The organism is Burkholderia sp. ZZQ-2 (genome assembly GCF_050768715.1).
Lineage (GTDB): Bacteria > Pseudomonadota > Gammaproteobacteria > Burkholderiales > Burkholderiaceae > Burkholderia > Burkholderia cepacia.
Genome location: NZ_LDVA01000150.1, coordinates 1 through 14,766 on the forward strand (window position 1 = coordinate 1; position 14,766 = coordinate 14,766).

Below are 14,766 nucleotides of genomic sequence, written 5' to 3' on the forward strand. Positions count from 1 at the left end.
CGTGCCGGTCGGACATGGGGTATCTCCCGGAATCGTTTTTGTGGGGGCGTGCCGCGTTGCGGTACGGCGCTGCGGCGTCGCGAATGCGTAGCCAGTCTAGCGGCGCGCGTCCGGTACGGAAAATCGCGGTATCGGATGGGAGATATTCGGGAGGCTGATGATTGGGCGGCCGGGGTTGGGGCGATCGGTGAAACGACCATCGGTTCGGTCATTCCACTTGGCTTCGGTCGGCGAGCCCGTCGTTGAGGGGCTTCCTGCGGACGGTTCCGGTTTTGATCGGCGAATCGATCGTCCTGTTGATACGGATAGCTGATTATCTGGAACGGGCTGCACAGGATCGACTTGTATAATCGCCTCCTGCGAATGCACACATGCCTTACCGAGAGAGAGAACGTTACTCATGAATTGGGACGATGCCCGCGTTTTTCTGGCCGTTCATCGCACCGGGACGCTGCGCGAGGCCGCGGCCGTTCTCGACGTCGATCAGGCCACCGTGGGGCGACGGTTGACCGCACTCGAGAAGGCGCTCGGTGCGAAGCTGTTTCTCAAGACATCGTCAGGTTATGTCGTGACGCAGGTCGGCGAGCATTCGCTGCAGGCCGCGGAAGCGATGGAGCGGGCGGCGTGCGAATTCGAGCGTCGCGTCCAGGGCTCGGACGATCGCCTCGAAGGCGAGGTCCGGGTCACGACGACCGATTCCCTCGCGATGGATTTCGTCGTTCCCGCGATACGGGAACTGCGCCGGAAATGTCCGGCGATACACGTGATCCTGACGACGTCGGTGCAGGTGCTCAACCTGACGCGACGCGATGCGGATCTCGCGATTCGCACCGTGATGCCGGAAAATCCCGACCTCGTGCGCCGGAAGCTCGCCGAATGGGAGGTCGGGCTGTTCGCGAGCCGCGAGTATCTGGATGCGCATGGCGAGCCCGCGATCGGAGCCGCGTTCGAAGGGCATGACCTGGTCGTCTACCAGCCCGGCACGACGTCGAACCAGGGGCACGCGCTGTGCGGCGAGTCGATGGAACGCGGACGCATCGTGGCGCAGGTGAGTTCGAGCCTGATGCTGGCGGCGTCGATCCGCTCGGGTATCGGCATCGGCGAACTCCCCGCGTATATGGCGCAAGACGACGATTCGCTCGTGCGAATCTGGCCCGACCGGACGCGAGCCGTGCCGTATCAGGTCTGGCTCGTATCGCATACCGACCTGAACCGGACGGCGCGCGTTCGGGCGGTCACCGCGGAGATCGCGGCTACGTTCGACCGTTATCGATAGCGGCCGGGGCCTCGCCCGCGCAGGGCCACGGGCTCAACGGGGTAGCGTGTCGCGCATCGAGAGCGTGCGCCGCGCGGCACACCAGCGCGGCACGATCGCGATGGCCGCGACGATCGCAAAGAACGGGATGGCTGCCGCCAGCACGTGGCTTCCGGTGCCGAGCAGGCCGCCGGACACGGTGGCGGCGAGCGACGCACTGCCGATCTGGAAGAAGCCGACCAGCCCCGACGCCGTCGCCGCGCGCCCGTGTTCGCTCGCGATGGCGCCCGAGACCGCGAGCGACAGCGACGATCCATTCGACAGGCTGACGAGCACCATCGGCATCACGATCGCGACGACCCCTTTGACGTGCCACGATTCGCACAGGGCGAACGCCAAGCCGCCGGCAACGAAGCAGCCCACGCCGGCCACGACGATCGAGTCGTAGGACATCCGGTCGAGCATGCGGCGCGCAATCAGGTTGGCGGAAACGATGCCGGCGGTCAGCGGCAGATAGAGCCAGCCGCTTTGCCGTTCCGAAAGACCGAGGCCGGAGAAGATGAACGGCGACTGCGTCAGGTAGACGAACCACGCGCAATAGATCGCGCAGACGACGAGCGTGTAGCGGATGAAGGCCCGGTCCGCGAGTACGCCGGTGAAGCCGGCCAGCGGTGCGGCGCGATGTTGCCCCGGTGCGACCGGCGGCCGGGTTTCCTTCAGGCGCAACTGAACGAGCGCGAGCGCGACGACGCCGAATGCGGCGACGAAAATGAAATCGCTTCGCCACCCGAACCAAGCAGCCAGATATCCGCCGATTGCGGGGGCGATTGCCGGAGACAGCGACACGAGCGGATACACGATGCTGTAGATCTTCGCGGATGCGTTCTTGTCGCAGGTGTCGGCGATGATCGCGCGACCGATGACGAGGCCGGACGCCGCGCCGAGCGCTTCGAGCACGCGCCATCCGAGAAAGCTCGCGAAGCCGCCGGCGCTCGCGCAGCCGATCGAGCCAAGGATGTACAGGACGATGCCGGCCGTCAGCACGGGTTTGCGCCCCCATCGATCGGAGAGAGGGCCGTAGACCAGTTGCGCACAGGCGAGCGCGATCAGGTAAGCCGATACCGTCTGCGGCATCTGCCATGCGCCGATCGAAAATTCGTGGGCCATCGACGGCATCGCGGGCAGGTAGACGTCGGACGCGATCAGGCCGAAGGCGCTCAGCATGGAGACGACGAGGATGAGTGAGAGGTTGGACATGTTCGCAGATGGTTGGAGCGGAGCGCGTGAGCGAATGGAGAGGTAGACGCGCATCGGGCCGCCGTGGAAAAAAGCCGGGGCGATCATACGGCGCGCGATGCGGTAAGGGAGCCGGCGGAATTGCATCGCACGGATGCATTTTTGCGGGCGGTGAAGCGAGTGCCGGGGAGGCGTGTGAATGGTGGCGTCGGGTGCCGCGCGGGACGGCAGTCAAGCGGAATCCGGCGCTGGTGTGGGCGGCAAGCAACGGGGTGATTCGCTGTCGTTCCTGCTTCGCCGGCGGATCGGACGATGTTCGGTCGCCGCGTTGTTGGTGGTTGTCCGGCACAACGCGCGCGGAGTCGCGGTGACCGCTTGCGAAGCGGCAAGGATGCTTCACTGGGGCAAGGGGCGAGCCGCTACGCGTCGCGAGCGGCTGCGAATGCGGGCGTGGTGCATGGGCCGCGGCGTTTGGGCCGGCCCATGCAAGCATCGGGCGATCGGAACGTCAGACCATCAGAACGACACCGTCGTCGTCAGCGTGACGAGCCGCGGCTCGCCGACCGCGACGATCAGGTTGCTGTTGCTCGACGGGTAGTAGGTCTTGTCGAGCAGGTTCTTCACGTTGAGCTGGAAGCGCGTCGGGAACTTGCCGATCGTCGTTTCGTAGGCTGCGAATGCATCGACGGTCACATAGCCGGGCAGCGTGAAGCTGTTCGCCGTGTCGCCGGAGCGTGCGCCGACGAGACGCGCGCCGCCGCCGAAGCGCCAGCGGCCGGGCAGATTCGCGATGGCCGTGTCGTACACGGCGAACAGGCTGCCCGTGTGGCGCGCGACGTTCGTGAGCGGGGTGTTGCTGTCGCGATCGGTCGCGTTCGTATACGCATAGCTGCCGATCACGCTCAGGTGGCGCGTGATCTGCCCGGCGACGTCGAGCTCGATCCCGCGCGAGCGCGCGGTGCCGATCGTCGACGTGATGTCGCCGACCGTGACCGCGACGTTGCGCTTGTCGATCTGGTAGACGGCGAGCGTGCCGGTGATCGCGGGCTTCAGGCTGAACTTCAGCCCGGCCTCGAGCACGCGGCCGTATTCCGGCGCGAGCGGCGCGGCGACGTTCGATGCGACGTTCGGCTTGAACGAGCGGCTCACGTTCGCGTAGGCGGTCAGCGCCGGCGTGAGCGCGTAGGCGAGCCCGAACTGCGGCAGCCAGACGCTGCCGCGCGAGCGGTCGGCGAACACGAACGGCCGGCCCATCCCCGATTCCTGCTGCCAGTTTTCCCAGCGCAGCCCGCCCACCGCGGTGAGGCGGTCGGTGATCTTCACCGAGTCCTGCACGATCGTCGAATACGCATGCACGACCGAGCGCGAATCGCTTTGCTTCGCGTTGGGCGTGCCGCCCGCCGCGAGCAGGCCGTACACGGGATCGTAGAGATTGAAGCCCGTCGTTGCCTTGCCGCGGATCGTGTCGCCGCGGAAGCTGCGCTGACGTTCGTATTCGCCGCCGATGTAGATCGCGTGGTTCATCCCGGCGAGCGTCACGTTGCCGAGCAGGCCGAGCGTCGCGATCTGGTCGGAGTCGTTGCGTCCGAGGTTCGCGTCGGACGAGCGCGTCATCGCACCGGTCTTGCTGTTGAACGCGGTGGCGCGGGTGATGGTTTGGTCGTAGCGGTCGCGGCCCCAGCCGTAGGTCGCGCGCACGCGCCATGCATCGGAGAAGCGGTGCTCGACGCGCGTCCGCAGCGTTTCCTGGATGCCGCTGCTTTGCGACCATGCTTCTTCGTAGCGGCGATAGCGCAACGCATCGTCGAGCTGGCCGTTCACGAGCACGGTGCCGCGATCGAACGGCATCGTGTAGTCGACGTACTGATAGCTGACGTCGACCGACGTGTTCGCGTCGTGCCACGACAGCGCGGGTGCGATCAGCGCGTTGCGTTCGCGGCCGAAGCTGCGCCAGTAGCGGCTCGTGTCGTATTCGCCGGTGAGCCGGAACGCGAGCGTGCCGCCCGCGACCTGGCCCGGCTTGCCGAGCGGCCCCGTGAGATCGAACTGCGCGTTGCTGCCGCCGTGGCTCGTGCGCGATGCGGAGATCGAGCCGCCGAACGTGTCTTCCGGCTTGCGCGTGACGAGGTTGATCACGCCGCCGGGATCCTGCATCCCGTACAGCAGCGAAGCGGGGCCCTTCAGCACCTCGACGCGGTCGATCGTCGCGAGATAGCTGTGCAGCACCGGCGTGCGCACGCCGTCGACCAGCACGGAGCCGTCGTTGTTCGACCCGAAGCCGCGCTTGATGAACGCGTCGCGCGTGCCGCCGAGCGTGTTGGTTTGCGTCACGCCGCTGATGTTGCCGAGCACGTCGTCGAGCGAATGCGCCTGCTGGTCCTGCATCACGCTGCTGCTGACCACCGCGACCGATTGCGGAATCTCTTTCAACGGACGGTCGTCGCCGCCCGCGATGCTGCTGGTGCGCGGCTGGTAGCCGATGGTCGGGTCGACGGTTGACGATGCGTTGACGTTGATGGCGGGGAGTTCTTTCCCGGCCGGCGTTGCGGGTGCCGATGCAGTTGCACCGGCTTCGGTGTTGGCCGCATGCGCGCCGCTTGCGACGCAAAGGGTAATCAGGGCAGGCAGGCTCGAGCGCCACGGACGCGGGGTCCGGACGCGGCGGGGCGTTCGACGGGATGGCATGAATCGATACAGGAGGGAATGCTAAGGATCGTGTCGCGGGCCGCAGCATTTCGTTACGGCCAAGGCGTGCATGATATATGTAATGAGAATCATTTGCAATTGTAATGACATGATCGCCGGGGCTCGGGCGTCGGTTGCCGGGCTGGCGGCCGTCTGCTACCGTAGCGGCCAAAATCAGACGCAGTGAAATTCAACGAGAGAGCCGGGGGCCGCACCATGTCATCTTCCTGTCACGTCGCGTTCCGCGCGACGCCACGCACCGCGCACGACCACGCGGGCGATGAAGTGATCGCAGCCGTCATCCGCCATTCGAACGATTAAAGCAACGGAAGCGAGTTCATCCGGCGTTGCGCCGGGCTTCAATCACTTCAACCACCACGCTAGACGGGAGACCACCCATGAAGAAGATTTCCGCGCCGTTTGCGGCGGCCGCGCTTGCGGCCTGTGCGCTGGCAGGCATTCACCAGGCTGCTTGCGCGGCTTCCGATGCCGACCCCGCGATCGACGCGCACTACGGCGCCGTGATCGAGGCCTACACGCAGGACGCGACCGCGGCGAAGTCGAAGTACGACGGCAAGCGCCTCGCGTTCGTCGGCGCCGTGATCCGGATGGGCAGCGATCCGGGCGGCACTTACTTCGGCGCGCTGACGGCCGACGGCGAGCAGTTCGATACGCATTTCGACGTGGCCGACCAGGATGCGCTGAAGCCGAAATTCCCCGGCGGCGAAATCAAGCCGTTCGTCACGTCGACGGCGTTTCGCTTCAGCTGCGTGAACGAAGGCTATATCGATGCGCCCGTGTTGCCGGGCCTGAAGCTGGCCCACTGCCGTCTCGCCAACTGACCGGCGCACGCGCATCCGGCGTTCAGAACTTCTGCTGGATGCCGGCCATCACGCCGAGCTGGTTCATCCCGGTGCCGACCGTCCCGCCCGCGGCGACCGCGTTCGCGGCCAGCGTGCTGTTGAACATGTAGCCCACCGACGTATAGACGGTCGTCCGCTTCGACAGGAAATAGTTCGCGCGGCCGACGAGCAGCGTCGCGTTCGTGCCGCCTTCGCTGTTTTCCCGGCGTTGCAGGTAGCGGACGCCCTGAAGGTCGAGCGCGAGGTAGGGCGTCGCGTAGTACGTGCCGCCGGCGAACACGATATCGGCCTGCAGGTGCTCGGCCGCCGCGAGGTTGCGGCGGATCCACCCGGCGCCCAGTTTCGCGGGGCCGATCTTCACGTAGCCGGCGACGATGTCGCGCGTGTCGGTGTATGCCGGATTGTTCAGCGGCGCGAGCGCACCGCCGCCGCCGCGCATCACGTCGTGCGACGCGGCGAGCCCGAAATTGCTCGCGTCATAGGCGAGCATCGCCGTGTATTGGCGGCAAGCGACGATGTCGCCGGGCACCTGTCCGGCGCAGCCCGTCGCCGACGGCCCGGCCGGTCCGGCCGCGTCGCGGCCGAAGCTGTAGGTGGCGCCGAGCGTCACCCCGTGGAACGTGCCCTTGTAGCCGATCGCATTGTCGCTGCGCGCGTTCGGCAGATAGGAATCGAAATCCGCCATCGAGTGAATCGACGGGCCGATCACGTCCGCATTGGTCAGCACGATCATCGACATGTTCATCTGGCGGCCGAGGGTCAGCGCGCCGAACGGACTGTTCACGCCTACGTTCGCCTGTCGCCCGAACAGGCGCCCGCCGTAGTTCAGTGCGCCCGTGCCGGGCTGGAAGCCGTTCTCGAGCACGAAGAAAGCCTGGTAGCCGCCGCCGAGATCCTCCGTGCCCCTCAACCCCCAGCGTGACGGCACTTCGCCGGTCAGTGTCGGCATACCCGTGAACGATCCGCCATGTGCAGCGTTGTTGTAGTAGGACACGCCGGTATCGATGATCCCGTACAGCGTGATGCTGCTTTGTGCGCAGGCCGGTCTGGCCAGCGCCAGCGTCAGTGCCATCGCCGTCGCGAGTGCGGCGCCCAGTTTCGTTTTCATGGCTGTCTCCAAACAGTATGTAGATGTGCTTATCGATATTTTTATGACCCGATCCGATCCGGGGTGCCGACGGGTATCGGCAAGGCTGCGGGCGTCGTGCGTTACGACATCGCCGGGTCGCGTTGCCTGCGCGGTGCCGCGGCGCGCGTACCCGCCACGGCGACGGCGATCGCCGCGCCGGCCATCGGCACGAGGAACGCGAGATACAGATGGGACACGGACCAGCCGTCGTCCAGCAGCGCACCGACCGTCATCGGCGACAGGATCGCGCCGAGGCGGCCGATGCCGACTGCGAGGCCGATGCCGGTCGTGCGGATTTCGGCGGGATACGGCGTCGGCGACAACGCATACATGCCGGCCACGCACGCATTGATCACGGCGCCGAGGAATACCCCGACCGTCATCCCGATCCCGAGCGAGCCGGTGTTCGCGCCGAACACGACCATCAGTACGCCGCCGAGCAGCAGCGTCGCGCCGAGCAGGTTACGGAGGCCGAACCGTGTCGACAGCAGGCTGAAGAGCGACGCGCCGGCAATGCCGCCGAGATTGAGCAGCACGCCCCCGGTGACCCCCTGCGATGCCGACAACCCGGCCTGAACCAGCAGCTTCGGTGTCCAGCTCACGACGAAGTAGAAGCTGCCCATCACGAGAAAGAATGCGATCCACAGCGCGATCGTGCGGCGCGTCAGCGGCGCGCGCAGCACGGCCGTCCAGCTCGACGTGGCGTTCGCCGAGTCGATGGAGGCAGTCGCCGCCGGCAGCATGTCGATCGGCGCGCGCTTCATTCTCGCGAGGATGCGGTTGATTTTCTGCAGCGCGTTGTCCGGACGCCGAGCCAGCAGGAAGTCGAGCGATTCCGGCAGCAGCGCGAGCACCATCGGGATCGACAGCAAGGTCAGGATGCCGCCGAACGCGAACACGCTGCGCCATCCCCACGTCGACAGCAGGTAGCCGGCGATGACGCCGCCGCCGGTCGCGCCGATCGCGTAGCCGGTCGACTGCATGCCGATCGCGGCGCTGCGCCATTTGTTCGATGCGTATTCGCCGCTGATGACGGTCAGGCTCGCCAGCATGCCGCCGATGCCGAGCCCCGTATACGCACGCGTGACGGCAAGTTGAAGCGTGCTGTGCGTGGCCGCGCAGGCCAGCATCCCGGTCGAGATCACCGCGAGGCAGAGCAGGATGATGCGGCGGCGGCCGACGCGGTCGGCGAGCGGCGCGATCAGCACCGAGCCGATGCCCATGCCCGCCAGCCCGGCGCTCAGCAGCAGGCCGATTTCCTTGCCGCTCAGTTTCCACTCGGCCGCCAGGTGCGGCGCGGCGAACGCGATGGCCAGCACGTCGAAGCCGTCGAGCATGTTCAGCACGACGCAGGCGGTGACCGCCATCGTCTGGAACGTGCTCATCGGGGATTCGTCGATCGTATTGCGGATGTTTGCACTCACGTCAAAAATCCTTGTAAATAGTATGACTAATTAAATGGGGTGAAATCGAAGCCGGTGATGGCGAATGGGACGAAAGCGATTGAACGGGCCGACGGGGCATCCCGCGGAGCGCCCGTCGCGACCGGCGGGTGTTGTCGGCGGGGCGGCGCGATGCTTAAGCGGGTTCGAGCAGCAGCCGCTCGATCACGCGCCGCGCGCGATTGGGGCCCGCGTCGACGTGAATGTCGATCTGGCGGCCGCCAGGAAACCGCAGCTGGTTCCGGTACTGCGCTTCGATCACGGTCTTGTCCTCGTCGAACGTCGCCGCGGATTGCTCGATGACCGTTTGCGCGACGCGCTCGACGTCGTGTTGCGGATTGGTCGCGACGGTCCAGAAGTAGTGCGTCGTCGTTTCCGTCTCGGGCGTGATGCCGTGGAAGCCGCGCATGTGAAAGCCGCCGCGTGCCGGATCGTGCAGATCGCCGGTGCCGGCGTCCATCGCGCCCGTCCAGATCCGGATGTGCGACACGTGGAATTCGATTTCCTGCCAGCGATCGACGCGGCCCGCGAACGGCCACGCGGCGGTATAGGTTGGCGGCGGGTCGGAATCCGGCATCCGGCGAACCAGCGTCACGGTATCGCCGTCGCTGCTGACGCGGGTTTCCGCACCCATGTGCAGCGCCGCGTTGCCGCCGATCGTTTTCAGATGGACATAGCCGAGGTGGCTCAGGTCCATCAGGTTGTCGTGAATCAGTTGATACGGTGCGTCGTAGTGGTAGTGGCCGCCGCCGAACCGGTATTGCGGATCGGCATGGAACGCATAGCGTGGCGGCGCGCTTGTCGGTTGAGCGTGCGCGTCGGCGCCGATCCAGATCCACACGATGGCGTCCTGTTCCCGTACCGGATACGACGACACGCACGCCTTCGCCGGAATCCGGTCCTGGCCGGGAATCTCCACGCACGTGCCGTCGCGGTCGAACAACAGGCCGTGATAGCCGCAGCGCAGGCCGCGCGATTCGAGCGAGCCGCACGACAACGGCAGCGACTTGTGGCAGCAGCGATCCTCCAGCGCGCCGACTTCCCCGGACGGCAACCGGAACAGGACGACCGGGCGGCCGAGGAGCGTGCGGGCGACGGGTTTGTCCGTCAGTTCGGATGACAGCGCGGCGACCCACCATCGGTCGACCGGGAACTGAGTAGTATTGATCGGTGCCCGGGCATGTTGCTCCATTGATCGTCTCCAGTATTGTGGTTGGCCGCCGCGAGTCGGGCGGTCCGTCTACCGATTTGCAGACCTACAGATCGAGGACCAGCAGGTCGCTTCGCGATCGCGAGCAGCACGGCATGAACTGGTCGCCGGCTGCCTGTTCCGCTTCAGTCAGATACGAGTCGCGATGATCGGGCTCGCCTTCGAGCACACGCGTCGCGCAGGTGCCGCATACGCCTTGTTCGCACGACGTCAGCACGTCGACGCCGTTCGCCGCCAGCGCCGCGATGACCGTGCATTCGGCCGGCACGTCGATCACCCTGCCGCTGCTCGCGATCCGAACCTGGAACGCACGGTCCGCGCCGGACGACGCAACCGCGCCGCCGAAGAACTCGTAGTGCAGCCGCGCTTCGGCCCAGTTGCGCTCGCGCGCGGCGTTCAGCACTGCGTCCATGAAGCCGCGCGGGCCGCATACATACAGGTGCGTGCCTGCGGGCGCGGCGGCGAGCACGGCGGCGAGGTCGAAGCGTTGCCCGGGATCGCCGTCGTCGACGTGGAGGCGGGCGCGATCGTGAAATCCGGCCGCGTTGATCCGCTCGACGAAGGCCATGCGATCGGTCGAGCGTGCGCAGTAGTGCATGTCGAACAGCATGCCGGACGAGAACAGCCGTTCCGCCATGCTGAGGATCGGCGTGACGCCGATCCCGCCCGCGAGCAGCAGGTGGTGCGGGGCGTCGGGGGCGAGCGGAAACTGGTTGCGCGGCATGCCGATCCGCAGGGTATCGCCTTGCCGGACTTCGTCGTGGATCGCGCGCGACCCGCCGCGGCCGTCGGCATCGCGCAGCACGGCGATCTGATAGCGATCGGCGTGTTCCGGGTGATTGCACAGCGAGTACTGGCGCACGAGCCCGCCCGGCAAATGCACGTCGATATGGGCACCGGCTTCAAAGCCCGGCAACGGCGAACCGTCGTCGCTGACGAATTCGAAACCGCAGATGTCGCGCGCTTCCTGCCACTTGCGGGCCACTCGGACCGTCAATGTCGCGGCGCTCATGACGCCTCCTTGATCTGCGCGACTGGAATCACGGGCCGTTGCGGGCTCGCCGCGTTTTCTTCGGCGAGCAGCCGTTCGATCACCTTGCGCGACAGCACGCCGCCGGCGTCGATGTTGAGTTTGAGCAGCTTGCGGTCCGGCCACTGCTCGAGGTTGAGCTGCTGGCGTTCGAGCATCTCGAGATCCTCGGCGAAGATCTTGCCCTGGCCTTCGCGGATTTCGGCGGTCAGCGCGTGATCGTCGGGCCGGAAGTTGCGCGCCATGCCCCAGAAGTACCAGATCGAGGTGTCCGTCTCGGGCGTGATGAAGTCGACCACGATCGACGACGCCTTCAACTCGGCCGGCGCGTCGTAGCCGCCGTGGCCCGCATGGGCGACGCCCACTTCGATCATCACGTGGCTCGGCGGCGTGAAGCGGCAGATCTGCCAGCGGTCGACCGGCACGTCGTCGGCGAGCCCGTTGCCGCGCAGCGCCATCCGCCAGAACGGCGGCGGCATCACGTTCTCCATGAAGCGGCTCGTGACGACTTCGTCGCCGCGGCTGATCGTCTTCGGCGGCGCTTCGTCGATTTCCTTCTGGCCGATGCTCGACGCATGCACGTAGGTTTCGTGCGTGAGGTCCATCAGGTTGTCGATCATCAGCCGGTAATCGCAACGGATGTGATAGAGGCCGCCACCGTGCGCCCAGGCCGGGTCTTCGGCCCAGGCCAGCGCGGGCAGTTTGGCGGGATCGGCTTCCGACGCATTGCCCGGCCAGACCCAGACGAATCCGTACCGCTCGATCACCGGGAAGCTGCGAATCGGCGGGAAGCCGCCGACGCGCTGGCCCGGCATGCCGGACGCCTTGCCGTCGCAGCCCATTTCCAGCCCGTGATAACCGCACACGAGCACGCCGTCGCGCACGAATCCCAACGCCAGCGGGGCGCCGCGGTGCGGGCAGAAGTCCTCGAGCGCGGCGACCCGGCCGTCCGCCGCGCGGTAAAACACCATCGACTCGTTGCAGATCTTGCGGCCCAGCGGCTTGCCGTCGATTTCATCGGGTGTGCATGCCACATACCAAGCGTTCTTGAGAAACACGTTCGTCGTCTCCTTCGGGGCGGTGCCGCTGACATGCGGCAGTTCTTCATTCCGTGTACTGAATGAGATTCAGTGTACGCATTGAGATTGGCCGGGGCAAGGCGAGCGGTATACTGGTTTTCCCGCGAAATGGCGCGAGGCAGCGCCATGCCGTCGGCGCGCGCAACCGGCGCGCGCCGCCTATGTCATCGACTCATTCATGGAAAAAACGAATCCCGCCGACGCGCCGGCTTTCCCGCTCGACCTGTACGACGAGCCGGGGCACCTGATCCGGCGCGCGCACCAGATTGCCGTCGCGATGTTCTACGAGAAGCTGGGCCGGGACGTGACGCCGGTGCAGTACGCCGTCCTGCGGATGCTCTACGAGTGTCCGGGGCTCGATCAGGTGACGCTGGCGCAGCGGGTGGCGCTCGACACGTCGACGACGGCCGACCTCGCGGTCCGGCTCGAAGCGAAAGGATTGATCGTTCGCGAAGTGCTGCCGCGGCGTCAGCGGCGCCTGCTGCTGACACCGACGGGCGTCGAACTGCTCACGCGCCTGATTCCATCAGTGCAGGAGCTGCGTGCCGGCCTGTTCGACGGGATGGGCGAGGAAGATTCGCAGGAACTCGTACGCCTGTTGCGCAAGTTCGTTCATTTGAACAACGAGCAGAGCCGCGCGCCGCTGCGCGTCGGCGAGGATTCGTAGCGGTCGGTTACGCGCGGCGCACGATGCGACGTGCGCCGGGCCGCGCCCTTGCGTCACGGGCGTGACGCTTCCCCTTCCAGCCGGCGCACCGCTTCCGCCACTTCATTCCTGAACCGCACGAGCGCCGCCTGTTCCGGCGCCGGCGGCTGCACGGCGGCCCACAGCATGTCGACGAGCTGCGTGGCCGTCGTTTCCGTGTCGAGCTTGCGGTGCCCGAGGATCGCATCCCACAGCACGTGCTCGATCGGCCCGAACACCATCGAGCGCAGCAGGCTCAGCGGCAGGTCGGTACGTACCTGCCCGGCTGCCTGGCCGCGCGCGAGCACGTCCATCAGCGGCGCGGTGTAGCGGCGCTGCAGCGCGGTGAGTTCGTCGCTCAGCGCATGCTGCTTCGCGCGGCCTTCCGACAGCACCAGCGCGCACAGGCCCGTGCCGTTCACCAGCATCAGCCGCAGGTGGGTGCGCACGATGAACGCGAACTGCTGCTGCACCGACGCATCCTGCGGCATCCCCTGCTCGAACGCGGCGATGTTTTCGTCGTACCAATCCGCGATGACGCGCGCGCACAGCTCGCGCTTGCCGCGGAAGTAACTGAACACCGTCGCCTCCGATACGCCCACGCGCTGCGCGATCTCGGCAGCCGTCGCATGCTCGTAACCCTTTTCGGCGAACACTTCCCGGCCGGCGCGCAGAATGTCCTGCACGCGTTGCTGGGATTTGCGCCCGGCGGGCGCGCGCGACGTGTCGGCGCGATCGGCTTTGACGGTGGCGGTCATGGTGTCGGCGGTAGCGGCTGTCATCTCGGCATGATATCTGAGTGTCACTCAAAAAACTATTGACGCCGAACCCGGCGAGGCGCGAAACTGTGCAAAATTTACGCTGTATTGGTCAATGAATCGGTGCATTCATTCGATTTGAGCGAAACTCAGAAATCAGTGGATGCCACACACTTTCTGGAGACGGAGGAGACATGATCAACCTGCCCGGTGTGCAATTCATGCTCGGTGAAGACATCGAGATGCTGCGCGACGCCGTCGCGACGTTCGCGGCGAAGGAAATCACGCCGCGCGCGGCGGAGGTCGACCGCACCGACCAGTTTCCGATGGATCTGTGGAAGAAGTTCGGCGATCTCGGCGTGCTGGGCATGACGGTGGCCGAGGAATACGGCGGCGCGAACATGGGCTATACCGCGCACATGGTCGCGATGGAGGAGATCTCGCGCGCCTCGGCGTCGATCGGCCTGTCGTACGGCGCGCACTCGAACCTGTGCGTGAACCAGATCCACCGCAACGGCACCGAGGCTCAAAAGCAGAAATACCTGCCGAAGCTCGTGTCGGGCGAACACATCGGCGCGCTCGCGATGAGCGAGCCGAATGCCGGCTCGGACGTCGTCAGCATGAAGCTGCGCGCCGACAAGCGCGGCGATCGCTACGTGCTGAACGGCACGAAGATGTGGATCACCAACGGCCCCGACTGCGACACGCTGGTGGTCTACGCGAAGACCGACCTCGAAGCCGGCCCGCGCGGCATTACCGCGTTCATCGTCGAGAAGGGGATGAAGGGCTTCTCGGTCGCGCAGAAGCTCGACAAGCTCGGCATGCGCGGCTCGCACACGGGCGAGCTGGTGTTCCAGGACGTCGAAGTCCCGGAGGAAAACATCCTCGGCCAGCTCAACGGCGGCGTGAAGGTGCTGATGAGCGGCCTGGACTACGAGCGCGCCGTGCTGTCGGGCGGCCCGACGGGCATCATGGCCGCGTGTCTCGACGCGGTGGTGCCGTACATCCACGACCGCAAGCAGTTCGGCCAGGCGATCGGCGAATTCCAGCTGATCCAGGGCAAGGTCGCCGACATGTACACCACGTTCCAGGCGTGCCGCGCGTATCTGTACGCGGTCGGCCGCCACCTCGATTCGGCCGGCAGCGACCACATCCGCCAGGTGCGCAAGGACTGCGCGGGCGTGATCCTCTATACGGCCGAGAAAGCGACGTGGATGGCCGGCGAGGCGATCCAGATCCTCGGCGGCAACGGCTACATCAACGAATATCCGGTCGGCCGCCTGTGGCGCGACGCGAAGCTGTACGAGATCGGCGCCGGCACGAGCGAGATCCGCCGGATGCTGATCGGCCGCGAGCTGTTCGCGGAAACGATGTAACGCCCCACGTCACGCGAA

Annotated in this window: 12 protein-coding genes; 4 read left to right on the forward strand and 8 right to left on the reverse strand. The window is 66.3% G+C overall.

The genetic code is table 11. From position 1 onward, the window contains the following. Nucleotides 1-400 precede the first annotated feature (400 nt). Nucleotides 401-1,276 carry a LysR family transcriptional regulator gene (locus ABY44_RS08890; RefSeq protein ID WP_060170533.1) on the forward strand — a complete coding sequence of 292 codons (876 nt, stop codon included), beginning with the start codon at nt 401-403 and terminating at the stop codon, nt 1,274-1,276. A 33-nt stretch (nt 1,277-1,309) separates the two neighbouring features. Here the strand turns inward: ABY44_RS08890 and ABY44_RS08895 are convergent, their stop codons facing one another. Together ABY44_RS08895 and ABY44_RS08900 are read right to left on the reverse strand one after the other, a co-directional pair. Further along, nucleotides 1,310-2,512: a multidrug effflux MFS transporter gene (locus tag ABY44_RS08895; RefSeq protein ID WP_060170535.1), complete on the reverse strand. Its 1,203-nt coding sequence runs from the start codon at nt 2,510-2,512 to the stop codon at nt 1,310-1,312. Between the two features lie 495 nt (nt 2,513-3,007). Continuing rightward, nucleotides 3,008-5,176 carry a TonB-dependent siderophore receptor gene (locus tag ABY44_RS08900; protein ID WP_060170537.1) on the reverse strand — a complete coding sequence of 723 codons (2,169 nt, stop codon included), beginning with the start codon at nt 5,174-5,176 and terminating at the stop codon, nt 3,008-3,010. Between the two features lie 398 nt (nt 5,177-5,574). Here ABY44_RS08900 and ABY44_RS08905 point away from each other — a divergent pair, with 398 nt between their 5' ends. After that, entirely contained in the window at nt 5,575-6,018 is a 444-nt protein-coding gene (locus ABY44_RS08905) for a hypothetical protein (RefSeq protein WP_060170539.1), read from the forward strand. 22 nt (nt 6,019-6,040) lie between these two features. Here ABY44_RS08905 and ABY44_RS08910 read toward each other — a convergent pair whose 3' ends face one another. The 5 genes from ABY44_RS08910 to ABY44_RS08930 form a co-directional block, all read right to left on the reverse strand. Next, nucleotides 6,041-7,147, reverse strand: a complete 1,107-nt coding sequence (locus tag ABY44_RS08910; RefSeq protein WP_059697086.1) for a porin — start codon at nt 7,145-7,147, stop codon at nt 6,041-6,043. Between the two features lie 101 nt (nt 7,148-7,248). After that, nucleotides 7,249-8,592 (reverse strand): MFS transporter, encoded by a 1,344-nt coding sequence (locus tag ABY44_RS08915; protein WP_060170544.1) that lies wholly within the window; start codon nt 8,590-8,592, stop codon nt 7,249-7,251. Nucleotides 8,593-8,746: 154 nt separating this feature from the next. Further along, entirely contained in the window at nt 8,747-9,802 is a 1,056-nt protein-coding gene (locus ABY44_RS08920) for a Rieske 2Fe-2S domain-containing protein (protein ID WP_060170545.1), read from the reverse strand. 64 nt (nt 9,803-9,866) lie between these two features. Next, the gene (locus ABY44_RS08925) at nt 9,867-10,832 is read right to left on the reverse strand and encodes a PDR/VanB family oxidoreductase (protein WP_060170546.1); all 966 of its coding nucleotides are present in this window, start codon (nt 10,830-10,832) and stop codon (nt 9,867-9,869) included. Next, the gene (locus ABY44_RS08930; RefSeq protein ID WP_060170548.1) at nt 10,829-11,908 is read right to left on the reverse strand and encodes an aromatic ring-hydroxylating oxygenase subunit alpha; all 1,080 of its coding nucleotides are present in this window, start codon (nt 11,906-11,908) and stop codon (nt 10,829-10,831) included. Before ABY44_RS08930 ends, ABY44_RS08925 begins: the two co-directional genes overlap by 4 nt. A gap of 199 nt (nt 11,909-12,107) precedes the next feature. Between ABY44_RS08930 and ABY44_RS08935 the strand changes: the two genes are divergently transcribed. Further along, nucleotides 12,108-12,596: a MarR family winged helix-turn-helix transcriptional regulator gene (locus ABY44_RS08935; RefSeq protein WP_021163015.1), complete on the forward strand. Its 489-nt coding sequence runs from the start codon at nt 12,108-12,110 to the stop codon at nt 12,594-12,596. 53 nt (nt 12,597-12,649) lie between these two features. Here the strand turns inward: ABY44_RS08935 and ABY44_RS08940 are convergent, their stop codons facing one another. Then, complete coding sequence (locus ABY44_RS08940; RefSeq protein WP_060083262.1) at nt 12,650-13,396, reverse strand: TetR/AcrR family transcriptional regulator; 747 nt, start codon at nt 13,394-13,396, stop codon at nt 12,650-12,652. Nucleotides 13,397-13,566: 170 nt separating this feature from the next. Here ABY44_RS08940 and ABY44_RS08945 point away from each other — a divergent pair, with 170 nt between their 5' ends. Continuing rightward, nucleotides 13,567-14,748: an isovaleryl-CoA dehydrogenase gene (locus ABY44_RS08945; RefSeq protein WP_021163017.1), complete on the forward strand. Its 1,182-nt coding sequence runs from the start codon at nt 13,567-13,569 to the stop codon at nt 14,746-14,748. Nucleotides 14,749-14,766: the final 18 nt, after the last annotated feature.